Annotated in this window: 25 protein-coding genes; 1 reads left to right on the top strand and 24 read right to left on the bottom strand. The window is 53.0% G+C overall.

The window, feature by feature from the left end; genetic code table 11:
• Nucleotides 1–351: 351 nt before the first annotated feature.
• The 23 genes from lysS to radC form a co-directional block, all read right to left on the bottom strand.
• Nucleotides 352–1,848 (bottom strand): lysine--tRNA ligase, encoded by a 1,497-nt coding sequence (gene lysS / locus QMG93_RS31625; RefSeq protein ID WP_281943677.1) that lies wholly within the window; start codon nucleotides 1,846–1,848, stop codon nucleotides 352–354.
• A gap of 86 nt (nucleotides 1,849–1,934) precedes the next feature.
• Nucleotides 1,935–2,411: a transcription elongation factor GreA gene (greA, locus tag QMG93_RS31620; protein WP_163853021.1), complete on the bottom strand. Its 477-nt coding sequence runs from the start codon at nucleotides 2,409–2,411 to the stop codon at nucleotides 1,935–1,937.
• A 200-nt stretch (nucleotides 2,412–2,611) separates the two neighbouring features.
• The gene (gene dusB / locus QMG93_RS31615) at nucleotides 2,612–3,604 is read right to left on the bottom strand and encodes a tRNA dihydrouridine synthase DusB (protein ID WP_281943674.1); all 993 of its coding nucleotides are present in this window, start codon (nucleotides 3,602–3,604) and stop codon (nucleotides 2,612–2,614) included.
• Between the two features lie 28 nt (nucleotides 3,605–3,632).
• Entirely contained in the window at nucleotides 3,633–3,848 is a 216-nt protein-coding gene (locus QMG93_RS31610; RefSeq protein ID WP_010501498.1) for a helix-turn-helix domain-containing protein, read from the bottom strand.
• On the bottom strand, nucleotides 3,830–4,354 hold the full coding sequence (folK, locus tag QMG93_RS31605; protein WP_281943670.1) for a 2-amino-4-hydroxy-6-hydroxymethyldihydropteridine diphosphokinase: 525 nt from the start codon (nucleotides 4,352–4,354) through the stop codon (nucleotides 3,830–3,832). The genes QMG93_RS31610 and folK overlap by 19 nt, the downstream gene beginning before the upstream one ends.
• Nucleotides 4,354–4,722 carry a dihydroneopterin aldolase gene (gene folB, locus QMG93_RS31600; protein WP_281943668.1) on the bottom strand — a complete coding sequence of 123 codons (369 nt, stop codon included), beginning with the start codon at nucleotides 4,720–4,722 and terminating at the stop codon, nucleotides 4,354–4,356. The genes folK and folB overlap by 1 nt, the downstream gene beginning before the upstream one ends.
• 48 nt (nucleotides 4,723–4,770) lie before the next feature.
• On the bottom strand, nucleotides 4,771–5,601 hold the full coding sequence (gene folP, locus QMG93_RS31595) for a dihydropteroate synthase (RefSeq protein WP_281943665.1): 831 nt from the start codon (nucleotides 5,599–5,601) through the stop codon (nucleotides 4,771–4,773).
• A 21-nt stretch (nucleotides 5,602–5,622) separates the two neighbouring features.
• A complete protein-coding gene (gene pabC, locus QMG93_RS31590) occupies nucleotides 5,623–6,504 on the bottom strand; it encodes an aminodeoxychorismate lyase (RefSeq protein ID WP_281943647.1) in 882 nt (293 codons plus the stop codon).
• Nucleotides 6,501–7,082 carry an aminodeoxychorismate/anthranilate synthase component II gene (gene pabA / locus QMG93_RS31585; protein WP_281943645.1) on the bottom strand — a complete coding sequence of 194 codons (582 nt, stop codon included), beginning with the start codon at nucleotides 7,080–7,082 and terminating at the stop codon, nucleotides 6,501–6,503. Before pabA ends, pabC begins: the two co-directional genes overlap by 4 nt.
• The gene (locus QMG93_RS31580) at nucleotides 7,079–8,641 is read right to left on the bottom strand and encodes an anthranilate synthase component I family protein (RefSeq protein ID WP_281943643.1); all 1,563 of its coding nucleotides are present in this window, start codon (nucleotides 8,639–8,641) and stop codon (nucleotides 7,079–7,081) included. Before QMG93_RS31580 ends, pabA begins: the two co-directional genes overlap by 4 nt.
• Before the next feature lie 359 nt (nucleotides 8,642–9,000).
• On the bottom strand, nucleotides 9,001–9,939 hold the full coding sequence (gene cysK / locus QMG93_RS31575) for a cysteine synthase A (RefSeq protein ID WP_281943641.1): 939 nt from the start codon (nucleotides 9,937–9,939) through the stop codon (nucleotides 9,001–9,003).
• Between the two features lie 110 nt (nucleotides 9,940–10,049).
• Nucleotides 10,050–10,988, bottom strand: a complete 939-nt coding sequence (locus QMG93_RS31570) for a peptidyl-prolyl cis-trans isomerase (RefSeq protein ID WP_281943639.1) — start codon at nucleotides 10,986–10,988, stop codon at nucleotides 10,050–10,052.
• Nucleotides 10,989–11,051: 63 nt separating this feature from the next.
• Entirely contained in the window at nucleotides 11,052–11,924 is an 873-nt protein-coding gene (hslO, locus tag QMG93_RS31565; protein WP_281943637.1) for an Hsp33 family molecular chaperone HslO, read from the bottom strand.
• 87 nt (nucleotides 11,925–12,011) lie between these two features.
• Complete coding sequence (locus QMG93_RS31560) at nucleotides 12,012–12,779, bottom strand: type III pantothenate kinase (RefSeq protein WP_281943635.1); 768 nt, start codon at nucleotides 12,777–12,779, stop codon at nucleotides 12,012–12,014.
• On the bottom strand, nucleotides 12,776–13,663 hold the full coding sequence (gene nadC / locus QMG93_RS31555; protein WP_281943681.1) for a carboxylating nicotinate-nucleotide diphosphorylase: 888 nt from the start codon (nucleotides 13,661–13,663) through the stop codon (nucleotides 12,776–12,778). The genes QMG93_RS31560 and nadC overlap by 4 nt, the downstream gene beginning before the upstream one ends.
• Nucleotides 13,656–15,269, bottom strand: a complete 1,614-nt coding sequence (gene nadB, locus QMG93_RS31550; protein ID WP_281943633.1) for an L-aspartate oxidase — start codon at nucleotides 15,267–15,269, stop codon at nucleotides 13,656–13,658. Before nadB ends, nadC begins: the two co-directional genes overlap by 8 nt.
• Nucleotides 15,270–15,304: 35 nt before the next feature.
• Nucleotides 15,305–16,243 carry a quinolinate synthase NadA gene (gene nadA / locus QMG93_RS31545; RefSeq protein ID WP_281943631.1) on the bottom strand — a complete coding sequence of 313 codons (939 nt, stop codon included), beginning with the start codon at nucleotides 16,241–16,243 and terminating at the stop codon, nucleotides 15,305–15,307.
• 300 nt (nucleotides 16,244–16,543) lie between these two features.
• Nucleotides 16,544–18,511 carry an ATP-dependent zinc metalloprotease FtsH gene (ftsH, locus tag QMG93_RS31540; RefSeq protein WP_281943629.1) on the bottom strand — a complete coding sequence of 656 codons (1,968 nt, stop codon included), beginning with the start codon at nucleotides 18,509–18,511 and terminating at the stop codon, nucleotides 16,544–16,546.
• A 70-nt stretch (nucleotides 18,512–18,581) separates the two neighbouring features.
• Nucleotides 18,582–19,121, bottom strand: coding sequence for a hypoxanthine phosphoribosyltransferase (gene hpt / locus QMG93_RS31535; protein WP_010501468.1), 540 nt, complete (start codon nucleotides 19,119–19,121; stop codon nucleotides 18,582–18,584).
• A 15-nt stretch (nucleotides 19,122–19,136) separates the two neighbouring features.
• The gene (gene tilS, locus QMG93_RS31530) at nucleotides 19,137–20,570 is read right to left on the bottom strand and encodes a tRNA lysidine(34) synthetase TilS (RefSeq protein WP_281943627.1); all 1,434 of its coding nucleotides are present in this window, start codon (nucleotides 20,568–20,570) and stop codon (nucleotides 19,137–19,139) included.
• A gap of 84 nt (nucleotides 20,571–20,654) precedes the next feature.
• Nucleotides 20,655–21,566, bottom strand: a complete 912-nt coding sequence (locus QMG93_RS31525) for a protein kinase domain-containing protein (RefSeq protein ID WP_281943625.1) — start codon at nucleotides 21,564–21,566, stop codon at nucleotides 20,655–20,657.
• Nucleotides 21,550–22,329 (bottom strand): vWA domain-containing protein, encoded by a 780-nt coding sequence (locus QMG93_RS31520; RefSeq protein WP_281943623.1) that lies wholly within the window; start codon nucleotides 22,327–22,329, stop codon nucleotides 21,550–21,552. The genes QMG93_RS31525 and QMG93_RS31520 overlap by 17 nt, the downstream gene beginning before the upstream one ends.
• A gap of 134 nt (nucleotides 22,330–22,463) precedes the next feature.
• Nucleotides 22,464–22,874 carry a RadC family protein gene (radC, locus tag QMG93_RS31515; protein WP_281943621.1) on the bottom strand — a complete coding sequence of 137 codons (411 nt, stop codon included), beginning with the start codon at nucleotides 22,872–22,874 and terminating at the stop codon, nucleotides 22,464–22,466.
• A gap of 165 nt (nucleotides 22,875–23,039) precedes the next feature.
• Here radC and QMG93_RS31510 point away from each other — a divergent pair, with 165 nt between their 5' ends.
• Entirely contained in the window at nucleotides 23,040–23,651 is a 612-nt protein-coding gene (locus tag QMG93_RS31510; RefSeq protein ID WP_281943619.1) for a VanZ family protein, read from the top strand.
• An 81-nt stretch (nucleotides 23,652–23,732) separates the two neighbouring features.
• On the opposite strand, the gene spoIIE is transcribed toward QMG93_RS31510, so the two are convergent.
• A complete protein-coding gene (gene spoIIE, locus QMG93_RS31505; protein WP_281943617.1) occupies nucleotides 23,733–26,228 on the bottom strand; it encodes a stage II sporulation protein E in 2,496 nt (831 codons plus the stop codon).
• Nucleotides 26,229–26,555 lie beyond the last annotated feature (327 nt).

Genomic DNA, 26,555 nt, shown 5'->3' with positions numbered 1-26,555 from the left:
TAGAGCTCAAAAGTTACTACTGACGAGAATTTTCATTCTCTTTATGACACTCACTCGATGTTCAGTTTTCAAAGGGCAATCTCATTCGTCATCTTTCGACTTTGTTTTACAACCCGTCGAAAGCGACCTCTTTAATATATCACATCTACCTAGCTGATTGCAAGCATTATTTTTAATTTCTTTTTTCATGCTCGGCTCTTTTGAGCTCAACCGCAGAAGCGACAATGACTAATATACCAAACGCTCCTATACTTTGCAACTGTTATTTTGTTCCTCTCAAAACCACTCTAAAGCAAACAAAAAAAACATGCTTCCCCTGCAAAGGGCGAAGCATGTTTTGCTTGTCCGAAATTATTCGCCTTGACGCTCGCGCATCAACGGGAAAAGCAGCACGTCGCGAATCGACGGCGCATTCGTAAGCAGCATCACCAGACGGTCGATCCCGATCCCGAGACCTCCGGTCGGCGGCATACCGTATTCAAGCGCGCGTACGAAGTCTTCGTCCATTTCATGCGCCTCGTCATTCCCCTGCTCCCGTTCCACCAACTGCGCTTCAAACCGCTCCCGCTGATCGATCGGATCGTTCAGCTCAGTGAACGCATTGGCGTGCTCACGCGCCACAATAAACAGCTCGAAACGGTCCGTGAACCGAGGGTCCTGCTCGCTCTTTTTCGCCAGCGGGGAAATCGCCACCGGATGCCCCGTGATGAATGTAGGCTGAATAAGCGTCTCCTCGACGAACGTCTCAAAGAACTGGTTCACGATATGACCGAAGGTCATCATCGGCTCAACCGGCACTTTGTGTTCTTTGGCCAAGCGATGCGCTTCCTCGTCCGTCATCTGAACGCTGAAGTCAACGCCCGTCACTTCTTTAATCGCATCGACCATCGAGACGCGACGCCACGACGGAGCAAGATCGATTTCTTGATCTTGATACGTAATTTTGGTCGTGCCCAGCACTTCCTGAGCAATATGCGCGATCATCTCTTCCGTCAGCTTCATGATGTCTTTATAGTCGGCATACGCTTCGTACAGCTCGATCATCGTAAATTCCGGGTTATGGCGCGTCGAAATACCTTCGTTACGGTAGACCCGTCCGATTTCATACACTTTTTCCATCCCGCCGACAATCAAACGCTTCAAATGCAGCTCAATCGCAATCCGCATATACAGCTGCATGTCCAGCGCATTATGATGCGTGATGAAAGGACGAGCGGCCGCACCGCCTGCAATGGCATGCAGGGTTGGCGTCTCGACTTCCAAATAGCCACGGGAATCCAGATAGCGGCGCATCGACTGAATGATTTTGGAACGCAAAATGAAGGTCTGCTGCACGTCTTGGTTCATGATCAGATCGACGTAACGTTGACGGTATCGCAGCTCGACATCTTTGAGCCCGTGATACTTCTCCGGCAAAGGCAGAAGCGATTTGGACAGAACTTCTACCGCTGTCGCTTTAACGGAGAGCTCGCCCGTTTTCGTCTTGAAGACGGTGCCGCGAACGCCGATCAAATCGCCGATATCCAACAGTTCGTACGCTTTGTATTTAGCTTCTTCCAACGCATCGGCGCGCACGTAAATTTGAATCTTGCCAGTGATGTCCTGAATATGCGCAAAGCCTGCTTTGCCCATTTCCCGCTTCTGCATAATGCGCCCGGCAATGCTTACTTCGGCGGAAAGCGCTTCAAGCTCTTCCTTGGATTTGTCTTCGTAGGCTTTGAAAATATCGCCGGCATGGTGCGTTCTTTCGAACTTTTGGCCGAACGGATCAACCCCGAGACCGCGCAGTTCATCCAATTTGTTGCGCCGAATTTGCAGCAATTCATTCAATTCCAATTCCACAGTCATGTTTCCAGCTCCTTGGTTCGTAAGTAAAGCTTCCCGGCCCTATAGTCAAAAAAGCTTCCTGAGGAAGCTCCTTTTGTTGTCGCCGTTTACTTCTTGATATCGATAATTTCGTACTGAATAACGCCTGCCGGTACGCTGACGTCAACGACTGCCCCTTTGCGCTTGCCAAGAATGGCTTTGCCGACCGGGCTTTCGTTGGAAATTTTGTTTTGGAACGGGTCGGATTCCGCCGTGCCCACGATGGAGTATTCGACGATATCCCCGAATTCGAGGTCCTTCAAGATGACGATGGAACCGACGTTTACCGCATCCGTGTCGACTTCGTCGTTGTTGATAATCCGCGCGTTGCGCAGCATTTTCTCCAAAGTGATAATACGCCCCTCAACGAACGCTTGTTCGTTCTTGGCATCTTCGTATTCCGAGTTCTCGCTGATATCGCCGTAGCCGATCGCCACTTTAATCCGTTCCGCCACCTCGCGGCGCTTCACCGACTTTAAATGCTCCAGCTCTTCCTCGAGCTTTTTCAAACCTTCCTGCGTGAGAATGACTTCTTTTTCCGCCATTACTACCTATCTCCCGTCGTGTGAAAGATTTTCATATTTCGAGCCCAATCGAGTATGAATTCACTGATAATTACTATATGAACGCGACGCTGCTTGATGCCACCAATCGTCGGCCGCAAATGACTATTGACTGATTATATTGCAACCCCATTCAAATGTCAATTGAAGCCAAACGCCCCGGTTTCGCCCATCGAACCGGACTAGTGGACGGTTGCCTCGCGTTGGTCGAGCGTTTCGATAAAGTCGGTGAGAAGCTGAACCATGGCGTCCCGTTTCGTCTGCTCCATAATGGCGTCTTTGATCCGCGCAGCTCCGTGCAGCCCCTTCAGGTACCAGGCCAGATGCTTGCGCATTTCCTTGACCGCCACCGCTTCGCCTTTCAACGCCGTCAACCGGTCCAAATGCAGCACCGCGATGCGGATCTTCTCTTGCGGGCTCGGATCCGGAGGAAGCTCGCCTTTGGTCAAATATTGGATGGTCCGGTACAGCATCCACGGATTGCCCAGTGCCGCGCGGCCGATCATGACTCCGTCGACGCCGGTCTGGTCGAGCATCCGCTTCGCATCCTCGGGGGTAAAGACGTCCCCGTTGCCGATCACCGGAATCGAAACGGCTTCCTTAACCTCTTTAATGATGTCCCAGTTCGCGTGTCCGGTATACATTTGCACTCTCGTACGCCCATGAACGGATACGGCTGCGCCGCCGCCGTTTTCGACAGCTTTCGCGTTCCGAACCGCGTAAATATGGTCGTCGTCCCAGCCAATCCGCATTTTAACGGTTAGCGGTTTGCTGACGGACCGGCTGACGATCGAGACCATCTGCTCGATTTTGTCGGGGTCCAGCAGCCAACGCGCCCCCGCGTCGCATTTTGTAATTTTGGGCACAGGACAGCCCATGTTGATATCGATGATGTCCGCATTCGTATGCTGGTCTACATATTTGGCCGCTTCGACGAGCGTTTCGGTGTCGCCACCGAAAATTTGCAGGCTAAGCGGCTTCTCCCGCTCGTCGACGTACAGCATCTCCAGCGTGCGGTGATTTCCATGCAGGATGGCCTTATCGCTGACCATCTCGGCACAGACGAGGCCGCAGCCGAACTCTTTCGCAATCAAGCGAAAAGCCGGATTGCAGACGCCTGCCATCGGGGCCAGGACCACTTTGTTCGGGGCGGTGACATTGCCTATCGTTAACATCGTATCTCTCCTTTCCGAGAGGGTGATTTTATTTACCGCTTGCTTGGAAATAAAGCTCTTCCGGCTCGATTCCCAGCGTTTCGCATATTTTACGAACGATTTTCGGATCCGCCTTGCGCGTTCCCCGCTCGATGGAGCCGAGTACGGCAATGGAAACGTCCAACCGTTCCGCCAGTTCGTTTTGGGTAAAACCTTTTAATTTGCGAAAAGCGCGAATGCGCTGGGCTACTGCATTTTTTTCCAAAGTGTAACGCCTTCCTTTCCTTCCGCACGCTCCAAAAACGCCCGTAAAGGCACGGCCTGCGGCTGGTGATGAAGCTCCAATACCTCGATAAGAGGGATCAGAACGAATGCCCGCTCATGCATGCGCGGGTGCGGCAGTGTCAATTCGGGCTGGTGCCGTCTGACGTCGCCGTACATCAGCATATCAAGGTCAATGGTACGAGGGCCCCAGCGAATATCGCGGACACGGCCAAGCTGCCGTTCTGTTTCCATCAACTGCTCCAGCAGTTGCTCCGGGGAGAGCGTCGTCGTCACCTCGATCGCCATATTCAAAAAGGGGGCTTGATCCGTATAGCCAACCGGATCGGTCTCGTACAAGGCCGATTGGCCGGTAACGTGAATCTGCGGATGCTCCTGAAGCAAGCGAACGGCTTCCGTCAGGAAGCGCTCCCTGTCCCCGATATTGGAGCCAAGTCCGATGTAAGCCCGTTCGCAAGCTTCGGCCGATTGCATATCTCCATCGTTCATCAGCGAGCTTCCCGCTTCCTGTGAATTTCGACCGTGAAGCCGTCAAAATGAACGGCAACCGGCGGGTGCGGCTTGACAACGCGAACGGTCAATTCATTTATACTAGTATAAGTTCGCAATACCTCAGATGCAATATGCTCAGCCAGCGCCTCGACCAGCTTGAACGTTTTCTGCTCGACAATCGTTTTGATCAGGTCATGTACCTCAGCATAATTGACGGTGTCTTCCACCCGGTCAGAGCGGCCCGCCCGGTCTAGTGGTAGGTACAGCTCCACATCCACGTAGTAGCGCTGCCCCAGCTTATTTTCCTCTGGGAAAACGCCATGGTATCCGTAAAAGGCCATCCCTTTCAGCATCATTTTATCCAACTTCATATTCCTCCTTCAAGTCGCGGTCGCATCGTGCAAGCAGCCGCTTCATCGGTGCCGCGTTATGGCATCGGTCATGTCGGCAACACGCCGCATGGCTTTCACATCATGCACTCTGACGATCCGGCAGCCTTGGGCAATGCCGAGCGCAACGGTAGCCGCGGTTCCTTCTACCACGTCGTCCGTCGGCAAATCCAGCGCACGGCGGATCATGCTTTTGCGCGACGTGCCGAGCAACACAGGGTAACCTAAGGAGACGATCCGGTCCAGATGGTTCATGAGCTGCAAATTGTTCTCGTACGTTTTGGCAAATCCGATGCCCGGGTCCAAAATAATCTGCTCGTCGCGAATTCCTGCTTGGTGCGCCCGACGAACCGTTTCCCGCAAATCCTCGATCACGTCTTGGATAAAGTTAGCATACACCGCTTCGGTGCGATTATGCATCAGAACGATCGGGCAGCCGTATTCCACAGCTACGCGGGCCATGTCCGGCTCCTTCTGCAATCCCCATATATCGTTGAGCAGACTTGCGCCCGCGGCCATCGCTTGTCTCGCCGTTTCGGCTTTGTACGTGTCGATGGAAATCGGCGTATCGATGCCCGCCTGCCGCAGCGCGCGAATGACGGGAATGACCCGCTCCAGCTCTTCTTCCAGCGAAACGGCCGGAGCGCCGGGACGCGTCGATTCGCCGCCTACGTCAATGATATCGGCTCCCTGCGCGATCATCTCCAATGCCCGGGCTACGGCAGCGATCGGATCAATGTACCGGCCCCCGTCCGAGAAGGAGTCCGGGGTGGCATTGAGAATCCCCATCACGACCGTCTTCGACCCGCTCAACAGCTGCTTGAGCTTGTTAGAATCCGTCACGCTCGCATTCATAATTTTCCCCCTTAGCTTTAGCTATTGTACCAAATAAGAACAAGAGTTCCTATATTGGGACAGCAATTTTGCCGTGACAGGACCTGCCGTGCCGTCGCCGACGGTGCGTGCATTCCCTTCCCGGTCGAACAGCCTTGTAACCGGAATGATTTCTTGAATGGAATTCGTCAAAAATATTTCGTCCGCTCCGGTAAGATCTTCCCACCTGTACAGGCCCTCCGATACGGATAATCCGGTCTCTCGCGCCGCCGTCATCACATAGCGTCTCGTGATGCCGGGCAGAAGCCCTGTTTCCGCCGAAGGCGTATGCAGCTCCCCGCCGCGTACAAAAAACAAATTGCTGACGATCCCTTCCGACAAGAAGCCTTGGGCATCCAGCAGGAGACCTTCCGCCTGAGTCGCCCAAGGATAGCGCCGGAGTTCTTGTTTCGCCAAAATATTGTTCATATAATGCAGCGACTTGTGTCGAATCGTTCCTTCCGGCGAGTTTCGACGCGATTCGAGGAGCTGCAGCGACTTGCCGCTGCTATAAACTGACGAATCGACAGGCGGCAATGATTTTACATAAAGGATTTCCGTAGGGTACTTGTACGGTTCGGCCGGAAGACCGAGAATATCTGTACCTGCCGTAACCGTGAAGCGGAAGTAGGCATCCGTCAATGCGTTAGCTTCAAGCAGCCTGCGAATCCGGGCCTGCAAGCCGTCCGGATCGGGAACATAGCGGATGTCCAGCTCCCGGCAGCCGACGGCCAGCCGCTCCAAATGCCATTCCAGCAAAAAGGGACGCCCGCCATAGGTGCGGAACGTCTCGAATAAGCCCATACCGTAAAGAAAACCGTGGTCGTATACGGAGACCACGGCCTTTTGTTCCTCTATGACGTTTCCGTTTAAATCGATTTTCACGCTTGGCTCACTGCCGTTTCGTTCAAGAAATTGCGCAGCATTTGATGCCCATGATCGGTAATGATCGATTCGGGATGGAATTGGACCCCTTCGATCGGATATTCTTTATGGCGCAGACCCATAATTTCACCCTCGGCCGTTTCGGCGGTGATCACGAAGCAATCAGGCAGCGTTTCTTTTTTTACAATCAAGGAATGGTACCTCGTTGCCGTAAACGGAGACGGCATATCCTTGAAGATCCCTTGACCGTCGTGGAATATTTCCGACGTCTTTCCGTGCATCAGCCGTTCTGCGCGGATCACTTCGCCGCCAAACGCCTGACCGATCGATTGATGGCCGAGACAGACGCCGAGAATGGGAATCCGGCCTTTGAAGCGTTCGATCAGCGACAGGCTGATTCCCGCTTCGTTGGGCGTGCAAGGCCCCGGAGAGATTAGAATATGGTCCGGCTTTAACGCTTCGATCCCTTCCAGATCGATCTCGTCGTTGCGGCGTACCTCGATCTTTTCGCCCAATTCTCCCAAATACTGCACCAAATTGTACGTAAACGAATCGTAGTTGTCGATGACCAAAATCATGATTTTCTACCTCCCGCAGGACATGGATTTCGTTCGCTATATTGGATTGCTTTCCACATGGCTTTTGCTTTGTTAATCGATTCGGTGTATTCCTTCTCCGGGATCGAGTCGATGACAATCCCCGCCCCGGCCTGCACATATCCCGTGCCGCCCGCTGCGATCAGCGTGCGTATGATTATATTAAATTCCATATCGCCATTATAGTCAATCCAACCGATAGACCCGGTATATGGTCCTCTTCTCACCGGCTCCAGTTCCTCGATGATCTCCATGGTGCGGATTTTCGGAGCGCCGGTTATCGTGCCGCCCGGAAACGTCGCGGCAATGACATCGAATGCATCGCGTCCCTCGGCCAGCTTTCCTTCAACTTCCGACACAATGTGCATCACGTGGGAATAGTACTCAATGACCATAAAGTCTTTGACCTTTACAGTCCCGTATGTCGAAATTCGTCCGAGATCGTTGCGCTCCAAATCGACAAGCATGATATGCTCGGCCCGTTCTTTCTCGTGATGAATCAGCTCATCCGCCATCTGCCGGTCTTCTTCCGGGCTCATGCCGCGCGGACGGGTGCCTGCAATCGGGCGGGTGCGGACAGTTCCTCGTTCAAGCTGGACCAGCAGCTCCGGGGAGCCCGATACAAGCTGAAAATCACGAAAACGCAGCAGTCCCATATAAGGGGAAGGATTCACCAGCCGCAGCCATTCATAGATCTCTTCAGGCGATGCCTCAAGCTGCTTGTTCTGGCGCACCGACAGATTAACCTGAAACACGTCTCCGGCGCTGATATAATCGCGAGATTTTCGTACCGCATCCATGTAGGCTTCTCTTGGAAAATCGGCAGCTATCCCTTCAATGGCGTCCACGTCCACTTGCAAGCGGTCTTCTTCCATTAGCTTCCGCTTCCAGGCCACTTCTTCCTGCAAAAGCGGATCGGCAGCAGCCTCCGTCAATCGGTCCCACAAGACTTTCATCCGGGCCGCGGACTGCTCCGCTTCCTTATATCGGGCTTCAAGCCAGCCCGGCTCCTTTGCTTGCTTTGGCGAAAGCTCCGTATGGACCGCACAAAACAGTTGATTGGTTTCGTGATCGATAATCCAAAGCTCGTTCACCCGAACAAAAGCATAATCGGGCAGGGGCAAATCGGCTTTCGCCCGAACTGGCAGCCGCTCAATGGTACGGATCACATCATAGCCCCAGAACCCGACACATCCGCCTATCCACTTCGGGGCCCCCTCTACAACCGGCGAGCGAAAAGGAGCGAGCCAGCTTTTGACCAGTTCCAGCGGTGCTCCATGCCGCTTCTCTTCGCTGCTGTCCTGCTGCGTGACCGTCGCCTCGTAGCCTGTTCCTTGAATAGCCGAAACGGGCCGAATGCCAAAAAAGCTGTAGCGGCCGCCCTTGCCGCTCTCCAATACGAAGGAACCGGGAGCCGCTTCCTCCCAAATAGGCGCCCAGGAAAGCGGGCGGCTTTGCTCTAATGAAAACCGGATAACATATGGAAGCACGGTATAGTCCTGAGCCCACTGCTGCCATTGATGATAGGATGTCAGGAGCATGTTCCGTCCTCCTTTTGCGTTCGTCGTGTAATGTTGGGATTAGTATACTTGAAATTGTGGACGAATAAAAGGGTGGCGAAAATTGGAGGGGATTCTTCGGGAGAGCCCGGGCCCCTTGCGCAGTCTGCGGAGAAATCGCGTTTCGCTTCAGCTCAGACACGTTTTGCTCCATCCCCCTAGAATTTTATGGAAGTAGAAGGGGATGGAGCAAAAAACTCGCCGCGAAACGCGATTTCTCCTTCGACCATTCCACAAGAAAAGACGCCGCGTGTGCTACATCCCTCTCCCAATTTCTTGGGAGAGGTAGAAAAATAAAAAACTGCTCAACCTTTGCAGGATGAGCAGGCTTGGTTGGCTTATTAGTCCTCGAATTGATACAGCGGCGTGGACAGGTAGCGCTCGCCGTTACTTGGAACGACAGCGATGACGCGCTTGCCGGGGCCGAGTTCCTTGGCGATCTTCAGTGCGGCAAAGATGGCCGCTCCGGACGAAATGCCGCCCAGAATGCCTTCTTCTTTCGCTACGCGGCGGGACGTTTCGAATGCTTCCTCGTTCTCTACCGTAATGATCCCGTCATAAATGTTCGTATCGAGGATATCCGGCACAAAGCCTGCGCCGATCCCTTGAATGCGGTGCGGGCCCGGCTTGCCCCCGGACAATACCGGAGAAGCCGAAGGCTCGATAGCGTAAATCTTAATGTGCGGGAAGTGTTCCTTGAGCACCGAACCGGCACCTGTAATCGTTCCGCCGGTTCCGATCCCGGCAATGAAAGCGTCCAGCTTGCCGTCATGCGCGTTGATCGCTTCGACGATTTCCGGACCGGTCGTTTCGCGGTGAATTTTGACGTTCGCTTGGTTCTTGAACTGCTGAGGCATGAAGTAACTCGGATTTTCGGCCAAGATTTCTTCCGCACGCTTGATGGCGCCCTTCATCCCTTCCGCTCCCGGCGTCAGCTCCAGCTGCGCACCGTAAGCTCGAAGCAGATTGCGGCGTTCCATGGACATCGTCTCCGGCATGACCAAGATCGCCTTATAGCCTTTAGCCGCGGCGACCATTGCCAGACCGATCCCCGTATTTCCGCTCGTCGGCTCGACGATCGTATCGCCCGGTTTGATACGGCCTTCTTGCTCGGCCACTTCAATCATGCTGATGGCAATCCGGTCTTTTACGCTGGCACCCGGGTTTTGGAATTCCAGCTTCACGTAAATTTCCGCACTGCCCTCCGGCACGACACGATTTAGTTTAACCAATGGCGTGTCCCCAATCAATTGCGTAACGCTTTGCACTAATCTGGCCATTCCGTTCTCCTCCTCAAGTTCACATCAAAATATCCGAGTAAATTAGTGGGTATTATATTGTAATCTTAGCAACCCCTACGGTGGTTGTCAATACAATTCCCTGTCGTTTCCTAGAAATTTGCCTGGACGGTTACTTTCCACTTGTCTCGGAGCGTATGCAGCGTCTCCTTCATCGGAGGAGCTTCCCGAAGGGCGAGATCTTTGCGGACCCGCTCCCGAACTACCGCAGGCTCCTCCTTCGAAGTTTCTCTACGCTCTCTCAGCTTGACGATCACATATTTGCCGTCGACTTCGACGGGTTTTCCGATTTCCCCTTGCTTTAGCAGCTTAGCAGTCTTCATGATCGGGGCGGAGACGAACGGATCGCCCTCTTCCAGCCAACCCAAGTCCCCTCCGCTATCGCGCGTAGCATCATCAAGGGAACGTTCCTTGGCTACCTGAGCAAAATCGGTGCCTTTGGACAAGTCGTTCATTGCCCGTTGGGCCTGCTCCTTGCTGGCCGTCACGATCTGCTGAAGGCGAAACTCCACGCGTGTCTGGAATTCGTCCGGATGCGTCGCAATATAAGCCTGCACTTCTTCATCGCTGATCCGGATGTTGTGAATCGCAACTTTATCGGCCAACAGCTTGTGGTAAACATCCTCTTTGAGCGTATCGGGAGTTAAACCCAGCTGATTTTTCATCGTTTCTAAAAATGCTTGCTCGCTTTCGTACCCCTGCTTCATCCGCTTCATTTCCTGCTGCACTTCACTGTCAGCGATCTCGATGCCCAAGGCCTTTGCCTCCAAGCGCACCACTTCCCGGTCGATCATTCGGTCCAAGAGCTCGCGTCCGTGCGCCGCCAGCAGCTGCGTTTCCAATTCGGCTAACGTAATCTTTTTCTCTCCGATCGTGGCCAAAATTTGCGCCTCTCCGTCCTGCTTCTGGGGGTCCGGATGTTTATCGGTAGGAGATGGGTATAAGGAGTGGGCCATTAATACGGAGGATAGGATGACTACCGCGACCAACAACACAGCGATCATTCCCCATAAAACTTTAATGTTTCGCATACCCTATCTCCTCGTATAATCACTCTCTATATTGACCGGGCGGCTGCTCGCCATCCTGTCATTTTATATGGACTTGAGAATCGCTTCAAGGTCTTCTCTACTGAAACGATAGGCTTCGTTGCAAAAATGGCACACAATTTCCGCTTTGCCGTCTTCTTCCAGGATTTGCTGCAATTCATCCCGACCCAGACTTATTAAGGTCTGCTCGACGCGTTCGCGCGAGCATTTGCATTGAAACCGAATGTCGTCGCGTCTCTCCAGCACTTCGGCGCCGGGAAGCAATGAAGTCAGGATGTCCTCCAACTGGTCTCCGCGGTCAAGCAAGGACGTAATCGGCGGAAGAGCCGCGAGCTCCTTTTCAATCTGTGAAATCTCGTCATCCGTTAATCCCGGCAGCAACTGAATGATGAATCCGCCGGCAGTCTTCACGGTATAATCCACGTCGACCAACACGCCCAAAGCGACAGCCGAAGGCGTTTGTTCGGATTTAGCAAAATAGTACGTAAAATCTTCGCCGAGCTCGCCCGAAACGATCGGGATACTGCCGCGATATGGTTCTTTGAGTCCAAGGTCTTTAATGACATACAAAAAACCGTCGGCACCGACAGCACCAGCCACGTCCAGCTTACCGATTGAGTTCAAAGGCAAATCGACGGTCGGATTGTCCACATACCCGCGTACTTCTCCGTGAGCATTGGAATCCGCGACGATCTGGCCGATTGGCCCGCCGCCTTTGACTTGAACAGTCAGCTTTTCTTCCCCTTTAAGCATGATGCCCATCATCAGCGCAGCCGTTGCCGTACGTCCCAAAGCAGCGGTTGCGGTTGGCGTGGTCTGATGACGGCGGCGCAGTTCTTCAACAATTCCGGTAGTGCGGACGGCAAACGCGCGCACTTTTCCTTCATAGGCCGTAGCCCTGATTAAGTAATCTTGCATGACAAAGCTCCTTCTGTTCGAATGACGCTACAAGCCAGGGTCCGGGAAGCCGGAATAAGAAGTCTGCTTGCTGCGGATATGAGACCTCTAGCCAATATTGCGTTCGTATATAATTTGCAATCCCTGCAGCGTGAGAAGCGGATCGATTAAATCGATCGTACGCGATTCCCCTGCAATGAGCTCTGCCAGCCCGCCCGTTGCGATGACTTTCGGCTCCACCCGGAACTCCTGTTTAATCCGTTCCACGATTCCATCCACTTGACCGGCGAAGCCGAAAATAATCCCGGCTTGCATCGATGCGACCGTATTGCGGCCGACGACGCTTTTCGGTTTCACCAGTTCAATGCGTGGCAGCTTCGCCGCCCGTTGATATAAAGCTTCGGTGGAAATACTGATTCCAGGCGCCACGGCACCGCCGATGAACTGGCTCTTCTCGTCAATATAGTCGAACGTCGTAGCCGTTCCAAAATCGACGACGATACAAGGCGAGCCGTACAGCTCGATGGCAGCGACTGCATTCACGATCCGGTCTGCGCCGACTTCCTTCGGGTTCTCGTAACGAATATTCAGTCCGGTCTTGATACCAGGTCCTACGATCAACGGCGCTTTCTTCAAATAATTTAAACACAATTGTTCCAATACAAACATGAGCGGCGGCACGACGGAAGAAAGAATGACGCCGTCGACTTGATCCAGGCCGATTCCTGCATGCTGGAACAGGTTGTACATGGTCATTCCGTACTCGTCCGAAGTGGCCGACCGGTTCGTACTCAGCCGCCAGTGGTGAAGCAGTTGCTTCCCTTCGTATATACCGAGTACGATGTTAGTATTCCCTACGTCTACCACCAAGATCATGGCCGGCCCGCCTTTTCTCCCGCGGAACCTTTCTGTTCGTTCAGATCCAAGCTGATATCAAGCGCCTGAACGGAATAGGTCAGCCTGCCGACGGAAATGACGTCCACCCCGCTCTGGGCAATGCCGCGGACCGTGTCCAGCGTAACGTTTCCCGACGCTTCTACCATGATATGCGGAGCCTGGTTTTTCATGCGCTGTACGGCTTGCGACATTTGCTCCGGCGACATGTTGTCGAGCATGACGATGTCGGGACCGGCCGCTAACGCTTCTTCGAGCTGCTCGAAGGTCTCCACTTCGACTTCGATCTTCATCGTATGCGGAATTTGAGCGCGGGCCGCCGTAATGGCTTCACGGATTCCTCCCGCTCCCTTGATATGGTTATCCTTGATCATGACAGCATCATATAATCCGAACCGGTGATTATGTCCTCCCCCGACACGAACCGCATATTTCTCCAGCATTCGGTGGCCCGGCGTTGTTTTGCGCGTATCCACAAGACGAACCGGCAGTCCTTCCAGCCGGTCCACGAACTGACGCGTACGCGTAGCAATGCCGGACATACGCTGCAGCAAATTCAGTGCGAGCCGCTCCCCAAGCAAAATGCTGCGCGTGCTGCCGGATACTTCCGCGATAACGGTACCATATTGGGCCGCCGCGCCATCATTCACCTTCGCTTCGAATCGAAGCTGCGGATCGACCAATGCGAAGACCGCTTCGGCCACCGGGAGTCCGGCGATAATGCCCTCGTCTTTGACGTGAATAATGCCTTTGGCTTGCGATTCCGCCGGAATCGTTGTCATCGTCGTGACGTCGCCCATCCCGATGTCTTCCTCAAGCCAAGCCCGCAAGCTTCGTTCCAGATTCGACCGGTTCAACTCAAACATCATCAATCCGTCCTTCCGTAATGCCGTTGGCACGATTAAACACGGTATGCTTGCGCCAAACCACGTCATCCTTGTCCGGGAAGTCCTCCCGGTAGTGTCCCCCACGGCTTTCTTGCCTAATCAAAGCGGCCTGCGTCGTCAGAAGCGCGCAGATGAGCAGATTGGCAAATTCATATTGTTCCCGCTTGGCCAAACAGCTGTCGAAGATCGATACGTGCCGTTTCAGCTCGTCGTAGCCTTTTTCCAGTCCTTGAGCATGCCGCTTGAGTCCTGCGTACCGGAGCATGACCTTTTGCAGCTTCAGCTTCTTTTCGACAACGGGCTGAATGGCGTTATCCTTGGACCGCTGCTCCTCCTGGATGTGGGGAAGCTCTGCGATCGGCGATAAGCGGTCGATTCGCTTGACAATCCGCCGCCCGAACACAATCGCTTCGGAAAGCGAGTTGCTGGCCAACCGGTTGGCTCCATGTACACCTGTAGAGGACACTTCCCCGCACGCAAACAACCGTTTGACAGCCGTTTCTCCGTACAGGTCGGTTTCTACCCCGCCCATCATGTAATGAGCCGCGGGAGCTACCGGAATCCAATCGGACGACAAATCGAGCCCGTAAGACAAGCAGTATTCATAAATGGTCGGAAACCGGTGCTTCACCGTTTCTTCCGATTCGTGCGTAAAATCAATGTAGACAAAGGTCGACTTGGTGTTCTCCATTTCGCTGACGATCGCCCGGGCGACAATATCCCGCGGAGCAAGCTCCAGCTGCGGATGGTACCGTTCCATGAACCGCTCGCCGTTAATATTGCGCAGTACGGCCCCTTCCCCGCGCACCGCTTCAGAGATAAGAAACCTCGGAGCTCCCGGATAGCATAACGCCGTCGGATGGAACTGAATAAACTCCACGTCCCGGATATTCGCTCCTGCCCGGTAGGCAATCGCAATGCCGTCTCCGGTGGCGATATCGGGATTGGTCGTATAGCGGAACAATTGCCCCGCTCCGCCGGTACATAGGATGGTCGCCTTCGCATGAACGATCACCCTGCTGCCGTCCGGTTTTTGAACCAGTGCGCCGTAGCATTCGCCGTTATCCGTAATTAAATCGATTACAAAATGGTCATCCCAAATCTCAATATTCGGGTCCTGCTTCGTTCGCTCGGACAACGCACGCACGATTTCGGCGCCGGTAGCGTCCCCTTGCGCATGAAGGATGCGCCTCTGGCTGTGCGCCCCTTCTTTCGTCAGCGCATAGCGTCCGTCTTCCATATCGAATTCGGTTCCCATCCGGATCAAATCCGTAACCCCGGCGGGCCCTTCATGCACGAGAACATCCACGGCCGCAGACGAGCAAAGTCCGGCTCCCGCGATCAGCGTATCCTGCCGGTGATAGGCCGGCGAGTCTTCGTCCGAGATGACGGCCGCAATTCCGCCTTGGGCGTACCTGGTGTTGCTGTCGAGCAGCGACTTTTTGGTGACCATCAGCACTTTGTGGTTCTCAGCGGAACGCAGTGCCGTGAAAAGACCGGCGATTCCTGCGCCGATCACAATGACGTCGGTATGTACCTGCGGCAGCAGCCGCACATCAAAATTAACCAAATAACGAGGTATCATCAGCTCTCACCCGTTCAACAAGGAAGTAGCGCATGCTACTTGACCTGCAGCATGCGCTCCAAGGATGCTCTGGCTTTGTCGGCCACTTGCGGCGGAACATAAATTTGGGGTTGGTTCGTTTCCAGACATTTGACCACTTTTTTCAGGTTATTGACTTTCATATTCGGGCAAACCAAATATTTGGTGGCAAAATGGAATGTTTTGTTCGGGCTGTCGAGCCGAAGCTGATACCCGGTACCGTCTTCCGTGCCGACGATAAACTCCTGGCAATCGGATTCCCTGCAATATTTGATGATGGCTGTGGTACTGCCGACAAAATCGCCAAGCTTGACGACCTCCGGGCGGCATTCGGGATGAACGACGAATTGGGCATTCGGATATTGAGCTTTCATCTCTTCAACATCTTTGACGGTCAACATGTCATGAGTGTTGCAATATCCTTCCCAAATAATCATTTTCTTATCGGTAAATTTGGAAACGTAATCACCAAGGTTTTTATCGGGTACCCAGATGATTTCATCGGAGTCGACCGAACTGATGACTTTGATCGCGTTGGCCGACGTACAGCAAATATCGGTTTCGGATTTGACTTCCGCCGACGTATTAATGTAGGCTACGACCTTGGCGTTCGGATGCTTTTGCTTGAGCGCTCGCAGACCGTCGACATTGACCATGTCGGCCATCGGACAGCCGGCCCGTTCGTCCGGGATGAGCACCGTTTTGTTCGGGGCCAATATTTTTGCGCTTTCGCCCATAAAATGCACGCCGCAGAACACGATCACATCGGCGTCGGTGGAAGCGGCTTTTTGAGCCAGCAGGAACGAATCCCCACGAAAATCGGCTACCTCTTGAATCTCGTCGCGTTGATAATAATGAGCAAGTATAATGGCATTCCGTTCTTTCTTCAGCTGGGCGATCCGCTCTTTAAGCTCTTTTTGCTGTTCCGCTTTACGCTCCAACGCTAATGCTTCCATGACGCACCATCCTTTTTTTCGTATGACCACCCTGATGTTTCCAACTTCATATCTCTCTGGAACGTACTGCAACAGCTGGTGAAAATGTTCACAAAGTGTTTAAAGATTTACACTTAATTTACACAACAGACCGAGCGGTGTCAATGCTGAAATAGCAACAAAAAGGCCGGAAAATACCGGTTTCGTATGATGGGCCGATTCGCTCCCTTTCCTAAGGCTAGTTTCTCAAGAAACGTCCCGTTTTAGCCTGCACAGAAAAGGAAAAACCGGCGCTTTACGGCACCGGTTTTAACTGCAAAATTATTTATTTTCCTCTTTGTCGCCATCCGACTCGTTTTTCTCGAAATCGAGCTTGTTGGCTTCGGATTCTTGATGCTGCCCTTGGATGTTCACTTTCACATCTTCCGACTTTACTTCCCCGTCTTCTTTCACGGGTCCGAGCTTGCCGGTCTCGATCAGCTCGCGAATCTGTTCTTTCTCCAACGTTTCTTTCTCGATCAACGTTTCGGCAACCAAGCGCACTTGATCACTATACTTGGTCAAAATGTCTTTGGCCCGGTCATAGCAGGCGCGCATAATCGATTGCATCTCTTGGTCGATCTCGTAAGCGATGGCATCACTGTAGTTCTGTTCATGTCCGATATCCCGGCCCAAGAAAACTTGGCCCTGAGTCGTACCGAACTGCATCGGTCCGAGCTTATCGCTCATCCCGTACTCCATGATCATGCGGCGTACGATGCCTGTGGCTCGTTGGAAGTCGCTGTAAGCACCCGTTCCGATTTGACCGATGAACAGTTCCTCGGAGACGCGTCCTGCAAGAAGTCCGGTGACTTTGTCAAGCAGCTCGTTCTTTGTCTGCATCATCCGGTCTTCGCCTTCCTTCGGCAGCATCATGACGTAGCCGCCCGCGCGGCCGCGCGGAATGATCGTTACCTTGTGCACAACGTCAGCGTCCTCGACATGAATACCGACGATCGTATGGCCCGCTTCGTGGAAGGCGACCATCCGCTTCTCGCGTTCGCTGATGACGCGGCTCTTCTTCTGCGTTCCGACAATCACGCGGTCGAACGCCTCGTCGATCTCATCCATCGAAATGTCTTTCCGATTGCGTCGGGCTGCAATAAGCGCCGCTTCGTTCAACAGGTTTTCAAGGTCCGCGCCGGTAAATCCGGTGGTGTAACGGGACAGTTGATCCAGCTTCACATCTTTGGCGAGCGGCTTGTTGCGCGCATGCACCTTCAGCACCGCTTCGCGGCCTTTCACATCCGGACGGTCAACGGTAATTTGACGGTCGAAGCGTCCCGGACGCAGCAAGGCGGGGTCCAAAATGTCCGGACGGTTCGTCGCGGCCACGATGATAATCCCTTCGTTGGCGCCAAAGCCGTCCATCTCAACCAGAAGCTGGTTGAGCGTCTGCTCGCGCTCGTCGTGCCCGCCGCCTAATCCGGCGCCGCGCTGACGGCCGACAGCATCGATTTCATCTATAAATATGATACAAGGGGCGTTTTTCTTAGCATTTTCGAACAAATCGCGTACGCGGGAAGCACCGACACCGACGAACATTTCCACGAAGTCGGAACCGCTGATACTAAAGAACGGTACACCGGCTTCACCGGCTACGGCTCTGGCAAGCAGCGTTTTACCGGTACCCGGAGGACCGACCAACAGAACCCCTTTCGGGATGCGGGCGCCTACGGCTGCAAATTTGCGCGGGTCTTTCAAAAACTCGACAACTTCAACCAGCTCTTGCTTCTCCTCATCGGCTCCGGCAACGTCCTCGAACGTGACGCGCTTCTTCTCTTCGTTATAGAGCCTCGCCCGGCTTTTGCCGAAGTTCATGACTTTTCCGCCGCCACCCTGCGCCTGATTCAACAGGAAGAAAAACAGGATGAAGATGATCACAAACGGGATAATGGAGGTAAGGAAGCTGATCCAAACATTGTCCCCTTCCATTTTCTCGATGTAAACGTTCCCTTGGGGAATGTCGCTGTTTTCAATCAAACGGAAGATTTGCGGGTCATAAGGCGCACGAGATTCGAAATTTTTCTTATCCGTAGAAGCGTTCTTATATTTCCCCCGAACCAGATACGTTTGAGCATCGTATTTTACGATGATGGATTCGACATTCTTTTCGATTAAGGCCACGCGGAGCTTATCGTAGCTAATGGTGTCTTTCTGTTCATTCTGCGTGCTGATAAAATGAACGATTCCGACGGTGACCAAAAAAATGAGCAGATAAAAGCCTGTATTGCGAATAATGCGATTCATCCCCTACCTCCTCTCAACAACGGCAACTTTGTATATTGTACCACAGCAAGTCTTGGCATCTCAAGAAATGCTATTGGGAGTAAACTTCGGGCTTCAGCACGCCGACATACGGCAGGTTCCGGTATTTCTCCGCGTAGTCCAAGCCGTATCCCACCACGAACGCGTCCGGGATCACGAAGCCTTTATAGTCTGCGTCCAACTCTGCCGATCTACGCGCCGGCTTGTCGAACAACGCGGCGACGGTAATGGAAAGGGCGTTGCGGCGTTCGAGCACGTCGATCAAATAGCTTAGCGTCAAGCCGCTGTCGATAATGTCCTCGACGATCAGAATGTGGCGGCCCTCCACGGAAATATCGAGGTCCTTAATGATTTTGACCACACCCGACGATTTCGTCGATGCGCCATAGCTGGATACAGCCATGAAATCGAGCTCAAGCGGAATCGTGATCTGCTTGACCAAATCGGCCATAAAGATGAACGCGCCCTTCAGTACGCAGATGACCAACGGGTTGCGTCCTTCGAAATCGCGGCTGATCTGCTCGCCCATTTCTTTGATTTTGTCTTGAATTTGCTGCTCGCTGTACAGTACTTCTTGAATGTCGTTTTGCAAGAGAGGTCCTCCCACTTAATAAAAATCTTTGCCATGAATATCCACTTGAATATGTAGCATTCGCTTCGTCCGACCGGTTATCGCAGCGGCTGAAGACCGCCGAACGCCCGGTACCCAAAGCACGCTGCCGCCGGCGTCCGCAAGGATCGGAATCGTCTCGCGCAAGGTAGGAGGCACTTTCGCATCGATGAACATATCTTTTACCTTTTTCGTCCCGTTTAGTCCGAGCGGCTTCATCCGGTCTCCCGGAAGGCGGCTTCGGACCGTGAGAGGCATGGCAAGTTCCTCTGTATCAAAACAGGCGGTCCAGGCATCGGTACATTCGGGGCGCCCCTCTTCGCTGTCCAAGGAGCGGAGCGTGAGACGGACTCCCGTCTCGGGAATCGCAAGCTCCGTCTGGCCTTCGCGCAGTATGTACGCGTAAGGGAGAGGTCGTAACACCATAGTATGAACCGCAATACGATCATATTCCCTGCTGAGCGCGATGTTCTGCCCGATTTCCAATCGAAAATTGGACGGTCGTTCACGCAGAACAGCCGTCCGAAATTGTTCGACTTTCAGGAAATCCATGGAATCCGGGTCGGAAGCAAGATAATTTAATATTAGTTTAATCAACCGCCTTTGTAAAGCAACATGTACCCCCGTAAACCATTTTGCAGAAAAGCTGTAACAGGCGTTTTTTCGGGTCACGTGCTGCTCGCAGATCCGTTGGACTTCCTGGTCCATAAAATCGTCTTCTCCGGCCATCGTCTCCGCCAGCCGGTTCAACGCCGCGGGCAGCTGTTCGTTGTAACGGGATAGAAAGGGGAGCACGTCCATCCGCACCTGATTGCGAACGTACTTCCTCTCCAAATTGCTGCTGTCCGTACAATACGGCAGCCCTTCCGCTTCGCAGTACCGGATAATATCCGCTTTGTATATACGCAGCAAGGGGCGTATGAGTTCCAAACCATTTTCTGCCATTCTACGTACCGGGATGCCGGACAATCCCGAAGGCCCCGTTCCGCGCAGCAGCCGCATCATCACCGTCTCCGCCTGATCGTCCGCATGGTGGGCGAGCGCGATCCGGCGGGAACTCGTTCGCCTCGCTACGTCGAACAAAAACTCGTACCGCTTGTCCCGGGCGGCGGCTTGGGGATTCTGCCCCGTTTCTTCTATAATACGGGGCATGTCGATGAAGGTCGCTTCCACAGGAAGGCCCCAGCGCTCGGCGAGCGACTTCACAAGCTCCGCCTCCCGGTCCGATTCCGCGCCCCGGAAGCCGTGATTCACGTGAGCGACGGTGAGCCGTAGACGATAAGGGCCGGATAACGCAAAAAGGAGGTGCAGCAGCCCGACGGAATCGGGTCCGCCCGATACCGCCACGACCACGCCGTCCCCCGGTTCGATCAACGCTTCATCTTGTATGAACCGTTCCACTTGCACGGATAATGTTTCCGCCGTCTCCATGAATGAACAACCTTTCGTCTGACGAACCTTCCCGTTTGAACTATTACCCGATCCGGGCCGTCTTGAATTGCCTTTGTCTGCATTTTATTGCAATACGAAATAAATGGCCGCCCCGAACATCAGCAAGGAAGCGGCGAAGCACAGCTTGATCCAGCCCCCTTTGACCGGCTTCTTGCGCACGGGACGGTAAGCCGAGCCGCGGGCGCGCCAGTCGGCCAGCGCTTGCTTGGAGCTCGTGTAGCGGCCCGTCAGCGCTTTGCGCAGCACTGGAGCCGACGGCGCGAGCAGCGCATTGCCCTTCAGCATATCGAGCAGCAACTCGACGTTGCGGTTCTGCGGCAGCAGCGAATTCACGGAATGAAACCGGCGTTCCCGGTCCGTCACGCTCAGCACCAGCACGGCGAAAGAGAACAGATCGTACGCATCGTCCGCCATCCGCGTGCCGGCGTTCCAGAAGCCGCGGTCGTACACCTCGGTAAACTGCTTCACCGCACGCCCTTTGGCCGTTACGCCGCCGAAATCGATCAAGGCAACGTCGCCGTAGCCCGATATGATCATATTCTCCGCTTTCAAGTCGCCGAAGACGAAGCCGCTCGCATGCAGCTCGGACAGCTTCCGCAGCAGGTTCAAGCCGATGAGATGAATCCAATCGCTGCCATACTGCTTCATGTATTCCGTCAAGGACTTTCCTTTGATATACTTTGTGACGCAAAAAGGATAATCCGTGCCTTCCCATGAAAAATCGTCGACATCAATCAACGTCTGCTGAAACGATGTGGACGATTGGGACAACGCCTTCAGCGCATTAACCTCGGACTGATGATCCACGGCGTCGAAACCGACCTTAAGAGCGTAATACCGCTTCCCCCGGGAAACCAGATATACTTTGCCATTGGCTCCTTCGCCAAGCAGCCGCTCCACACGGTATGCGTTATGATTCCATTTGCCGTTTACGAGGGTTCCCACCGGAAAAGCGGGCCTAAACGACGTAGTCACCGAATATCCCATCCTCGCTTGATCTCATGCGGCTGTCGGCCGTCTGCCGATCCCCCGCTGCACTATGCTTGCTTCTATATGTATCATCGGCCGCGCCGTTCATAAATTCAACGACTTTGAGCAGCGCCGGTCCTGTCGGCGTCGTACCCTTCATGTTTAATTTATAAAACAACCGGTTCAAATTTGCAAGGTCGCGGGTCCAGCCGAAGTCCATCTCGACCTCCTGATCGCCCGATACGTTGCCCGGAAAATGAAAGACGGACAGCAGGCTCTCACCTATCCGCGATTGCAGACTGAGCTGCAGATCGTAGATCGCTTCCTTGACGGCCGCCAGCTTTGGCTTCATGCTGGCACTGGCGTCGATCAGCAAAGCGACCTTCAAATCCGCCGTTTCCGTCAAATCGTCAATGACCCGCACCACTTCGGACCGCTGCTCCGGCGGCAAAGCCTCCAGCTTCGTCGTTTGGCCCAGGATGCTACGTAGCTCTTGTCCGACCACCTGCTGAATCGTCTGGACGACCGTTTTGCGCGTCATCATCTGCATCGTCTGCGAAAGCTGCGACGGCTGTACGGCCCGGCTCATCCCGCCACCCGCTGCGGCAATCTCGTCGATCTCGGAAGCGCCCAGTTCGCCGATCTCGCCGGCATCCAGCACCCCGATAACATGAACGATAATTCCTTTCGCTTTCGCTTCCGCCGCCGCAACGACTGGGCTGACTCCGACATTGGAGCAGCCGTCGGTTATAAGTATGATCTGCTTCATCTGTTCATCCTCCCATCTATCTATTACCCAGTTTTTCCAGTTGGGAGAATTCTAAACTTGCCCTCCAGTGTGACATTTCGAACAATGCGGAAACAAAAAAATCCGCCCCCGCTTAAGGAGTAAGCGGATCGGATTCATTTTTCGGGTTCAGACTGGCCCCTGTTCAGCAATCCTTGCTCAGCCATGCTGCAATACTTCCCATCGCCTGTTATGATGTGGTCGAGCACTTCGATCATCATCAGATGGCCAGCTTCGACAATCCTCTGCGTGATTTCGATATCCTCCTCGCTTGGTGTCGGATCACCGGACGGGTGGTTATGGAATAGAACGATGCTGGCTGCATTGTTCAAGATAGCCGCTTTGAAAACTTCCCTTGGATGAATCAACACAGCATTCAACGTGCCGATGGCGAGGACATGAATGCCTGCCACAACATTGCGCGAGTCCAGCGTCAGAATGCCAAACTTCTCAACCGCCTCGTTATTCAAATCAAGAACGGTCTGAATAATCTGGTTAGCATCCTCCGGTGAGCTTGTTCTTCCCATCCCCAGGCTCCTTTCGGAATCCAACTTACCTTATTGTACCGGATTCCACACCCTTCCAGCAAACTCTATCGGTTTATAAAAATCCTGCATAATCACATTCCATTTGTTACCAATATAGGATATAATATTCCGGATACGACCGCTTTCGGACAATACTCCTAGGATTTGTTACTGATCCACAATTTTAAGGAGGTAATATTTATTTTAACTGGAATGCCACTTGGAGTATCGCTTGTAATTGCAGTAATTCTCACAGCCATACATAACATTTCAACCAAAAAAAATGTAATAAAAAATCTTACATTGTTACTCTTTTATCTACACATTTTAGTTGTTATTTCAATAACACTCTTTCCAATTCCTGTGCAATCCAACCTATTGTTAGGCCTCAAACGGGGCAATATAGAACCTAATATGAATTTTATACCTTTTAAAAGTATTATTGATATTATGCAAAACTCTGTATCTCCTTTCGTAGCTGTTAAACAAATCGCTGGAAACATTCTCATGTGTGCTCCATTTGGATTTTATGCGCCACTACTATTTCAACAGATTAAATCTTCAATTAGAATAATAATCTCTGGTATTCTTTTCGGATTATGTATTGAATTATCTCAGTTAATTATTGGCGTTGGAATTGGGTTCTTTTATCGAAGCTTGGATGTAGATGATATTATTTTAAATACTATAGGCGTTATACTTGGTTATGCCTTTTTAACTCTGTTAAAGCGCTTTGACGTAAAAAACTCATTTTATCAAAAAGTTTTTAAATCCTGATATGGTAAAATAATACTAGGTTTAACAAACTAAAAACGTCCTCAAAACATAGGACGTTTTTTGGTTTGGTTAGCCTTTATTTCAACTGACCGTCTTTGGACGGTCGACGCGCTGCATGCCGGGCCAACGGAACGTTGCCCACTCCGGCTGGAATTTCGAGATCCGCGCGACGACCACCGTCATGTCGTCATAAATGTCCCCATGGTGATACCGCACCACCCTTTCCAATAAAATATCGGCAAAATCCTGCGGGCTGTCCGCCTCGATCTCGCTGATCATCCGTTTCATCCACAGTTCCTTATTCACCGCGTGCCCCGGCGCGTCGTAAATCCCATCCGTCATCATGATCAAAATATCGTCATGCCGCAAAGGCACGCTAACCAGATCGACGTCGATATCGTGCACGATCCCTACGGGCAAATTGTTGGCCGTCACCGGGAATACCTCATCCCCTCTCTTGATAAAGCTTGGCGTCGATCCGATCTTCAAAAAGGTGGTCTGCGCGTTATACAAGTCGACAAGCGCCACATCGACCGTCGCAAACATCTCGTCCGACGAGCGCAGCATCAGCACCGAATTGACGGATTTGATCGCCAGCTTCTCGTCCATGCCGGATTGCAGCAGCTGCTGCAAAATCGACAGTGCCGTGCTGCTCTCTGCCCGGGCCCGCTCGCCATTGCCCATGCCGTCGCTCAGCGCGACCGCAAACTTGCCGTTGCCGAGCTCCACCGTACTGAAGCTGTCGCCCGACAGCAAATCGCCTCCTTTGGCCGCTCCGGCCACCCCGGTTTCCACCTCGTATTCCTTCGCCGAACCGAACAGCACCGTGCTGTAGCCTTCTTTCCGCTCCATCGCCTGCTCGTTCTTGACGGCAATGTTCTCCCCGACAATCTCGGAGAGCAGCGGCGCGATGATTTTGCGGCACTCGTCAAAGCCTCTCGTATATTGATGAACGATTTCGATCTCGACATTGCCTTCGTCCAAGCTGATGACATCGATGCTATGTATGGAGAGCCCCAGCTCCTCCAGCGCGCTGCGGATCTGCTCTTCCTGCATGAAGAGCTCTTGTCCTTCCCGTTTGATCTCTTTCGCCAGGTCCTCCATCACCTGCGATACTCCGGACAATTGATCCGCTACGATCTGGCGGCTGTCGACGATCTGCTTCTTCCAATGCTGATCGTGCTTGTACAATTGATACTGCTGCTTCATCACCTCCAATACTTGATCCGGCTTAATGCACTGCTTCTTCCACTGCGGCCGGACATCCTTGCGCGACATATTTTCCCGAAGCTCCACCTCCGTCATCATATCGGTCATAAATTTATAAGTCTGATAAAACTTGCCGTCCCAGCACTGCTTCTTCTTCCAACAGTTCGCGCATGACTTCTCCGCCACCGAATTCATGAAATGGCCGATCTCCTCCTCCTTGCGCGCCGGCTGCGCATCGACGGTCACCTGCTTGAAGCTGCGGGAGAGCTGCTTGAACACCTCGGAAAATTGCTCGACGCGGCTCGCGGTCACATCCCGCACCCGCTTGGCGTAGTCATGCTGCGATTTCAGATTTTCCTGCGTTCCCGGTACATATTTGGCCAGCATCTGAATGACTCCTTTCGGCGTCATCAGGAACAGCGAGACTGCCACCACCGACTCCCAGGTGGAATGAATCACCTCCGACGAGTTTCCTAAATAAAAGGAAAGAATGGAAGAACCGATCAGCATGCCGAGCGCTACCGCCATTTTGCTGCCTTCGCGCAGCAGCCCGGCAAGCATCCCCGCAAACGCCAGCAAGCTCATCTGATAAATGGCGCTTGCATTCGCGAGGCTTAGAATGAGCCCGGAGATGACCCCCACGGAAGCTCCAAGCGGCGCTCCCCCAACGAGCGCAAACAATAGGATCAAGTACCGCGACATCACATGCTCCAGCGTAATCGGCCCGATGAGCCAGCCCACAGTCCCCGTCATCACCGAAGCAAGCAGAATGATCAGACAGATGACTTCTTCGTTTTTTAAATTGTAGTTTTTACGGGTTAAGGTAAACACAGGAATCGCTTGCAGGAATATATGCGTCAGAATGAGACTAAGCGTCGATTCGATGCCCGTCATCATCAGCGTGTACCAGCTCAGTTCCGCAGAGGCCAAATGGGAGAACAGCTGAACGAAAAACGTGGCGGCGAACACGATTCCCGGGGCATACGAGATGTCGGACCGCTCGAACCGCTCTACGCCTTTCTGGATCAACAGGAAGACCAGCATCTGCACGGCCAGGTATCCCGTATGCTTCGGATCGATGGAGAACAGACCGCCCGCAGCCAGAAATACGCCGGACCAATAGAGCAGCTCCCGCCGCAAAAAATACATGACCGCGAAAAAGGCGACCGCGAACGGCGCGAGCTGATCGAGGATCATCGCCCGGCCCAGCAAAAACGCCATCAGCAGCAGCAATATCGACCACTTCTTGGCGACGAACCACTGCACCAACCGGTTTTTCACGACCAACGCAATAATGCCTTGCTTGATCCGAAGTACCCATCCCGACGCTGCCGTTCCCATTGCATTCATACTTTGACGTTTTTGCATATTTTCATCACACCACCCATAGACTATTAGTGGTCTTAGTATATAAGCTGTCCATCGGAAAGTTTGTCAGAATGCGGGGGCTGGTCCAAAGTTTTTTCCGACAAAATGAGTTGCCAACGCGAATCGCCCTGAATCAGCAGGTTAACAGAAAATGAAAGCGCTATCAAAATAGTGCGGTTTCATACTCTTCACTTTATGTTCGGGACTTGTTCGCAGCGGACCTTTGTCCTTTACGTTACAACCTGTCGATTCGCCGGGGCCACCCGAAAGATACGACAAAAAAAGTCCGGCCCGCTCTGAGTTGTGACAAAGTCATGGCTTTCCCGC

The sequence above is a fragment of the Paenibacillus tyrphae genome (assembly GCF_027925525.1).
Taxonomy (GTDB): domain Bacteria; phylum Bacillota; class Bacilli; order Paenibacillales; family NBRC-103111; genus Paenibacillus_G; species Paenibacillus_G tyrfis_B.
This window is presented reverse-complemented; position numbering and strand designations above follow the sequence as displayed.

What these genes read in the sequence shown, in the direction of transcription:
- lysS (WP_281943677.1), bottom strand. Translation starts at nt 1,848, where the DNA reads ATGACTGTGGAATTGGAATTGAATGAATTGCTGCAAATTCGGCGCAAC.
- greA (WP_163853021.1), bottom strand. Translation starts at nt 2,411, where the DNA reads ATGGCGGAAAAAGAAGTCATTCTCACGCAGGAAGGTTTGAAAAAGCTC.
- dusB (WP_281943674.1), bottom strand. Translation starts at nt 3,604, where the DNA reads ATGTTAACGATAGGCAATGTCACCGCCCCGAACAAAGTGGTCCTGGCC.
- folK (WP_281943670.1), bottom strand. Translation starts at nt 4,354, where the DNA reads ATGAACGATGGAGATATGCAATCGGCCGAAGCTTGCGAACGGGCTTAC.
- folP (WP_281943665.1), bottom strand. Translation starts at nt 5,601, where the DNA reads ATGAATGCGAGCGTGACGGATTCTAACAAGCTCAAGCAGCTGTTGAGC.
- pabA (WP_281943645.1), bottom strand. Translation starts at nt 7,082, where the DNA reads ATGATTTTGGTCATCGACAACTACGATTCGTTTACGTACAATTTGGTG.
- QMG93_RS31580 (WP_281943643.1), bottom strand. Translation starts at nt 8,641, where the DNA reads ATGCTCCTGACATCCTATCATCAATGGCAGCAGTGGGCTCAGGACTAT.
- cysK (WP_281943641.1), bottom strand. Translation starts at nt 9,939, where the DNA reads ATGGCCAGATTAGTGCAAAGCGTTACGCAATTGATTGGGGACACGCCA.
- QMG93_RS31570 (WP_281943639.1), bottom strand. Translation starts at nt 10,988, where the DNA reads ATGCGAAACATTAAAGTTTTATGGGGAATGATCGCTGTGTTGTTGGTC.
- hslO (WP_281943637.1), bottom strand. Translation starts at nt 11,924, where the DNA reads ATGCAAGATTACTTAATCAGGGCTACGGCCTATGAAGGAAAAGTGCGC.
- QMG93_RS31560 (WP_281943635.1), bottom strand. Translation starts at nt 12,779, where the DNA reads ATGATCTTGGTGGTAGACGTAGGGAATACTAACATCGTACTCGGTATA.
- nadC (WP_281943681.1), bottom strand. Translation starts at nt 13,663, where the DNA reads ATGTTTGAGTTGAACCGGTCGAATCTGGAACGAAGCTTGCGGGCTTGG.
- nadB (WP_281943633.1), bottom strand. Translation starts at nt 15,269, where the DNA reads ATGATACCTCGTTATTTGGTTAATTTTGATGTGCGGCTGCTGCCGCAG.
- nadA (WP_281943631.1), bottom strand. Translation starts at nt 16,243, where the DNA reads ATGGAAGCATTAGCGTTGGAGCGTAAAGCGGAACAGCAAAAAGAGCTT.
- ftsH (WP_281943629.1), bottom strand. Translation starts at nt 18,511, where the DNA reads ATGAATCGCATTATTCGCAATACAGGCTTTTATCTGCTCATTTTTTTG.
- tilS (WP_281943627.1), bottom strand. Translation starts at nt 20,570, where the DNA reads ATGGAGACGGCGGAAACATTATCCGTGCAAGTGGAACGGTTCATACAA.
- QMG93_RS31520 (WP_281943623.1), bottom strand. Translation starts at nt 22,329, where the DNA reads ATGAAGCAGATCATACTTATAACCGACGGCTGCTCCAATGTCGGAGTC.
- radC (WP_281943621.1), bottom strand. Translation starts at nt 22,874, where the DNA reads ATGGGAAGAACAAGCTCACCGGAGGATGCTAACCAGATTATTCAGACC.
- spoIIE (WP_281943617.1), bottom strand. Translation starts at nt 26,228, where the DNA reads ATGCAAAAACGTCAAAGTATGAATGCAATGGGAACGGCAGCGTCGGGA.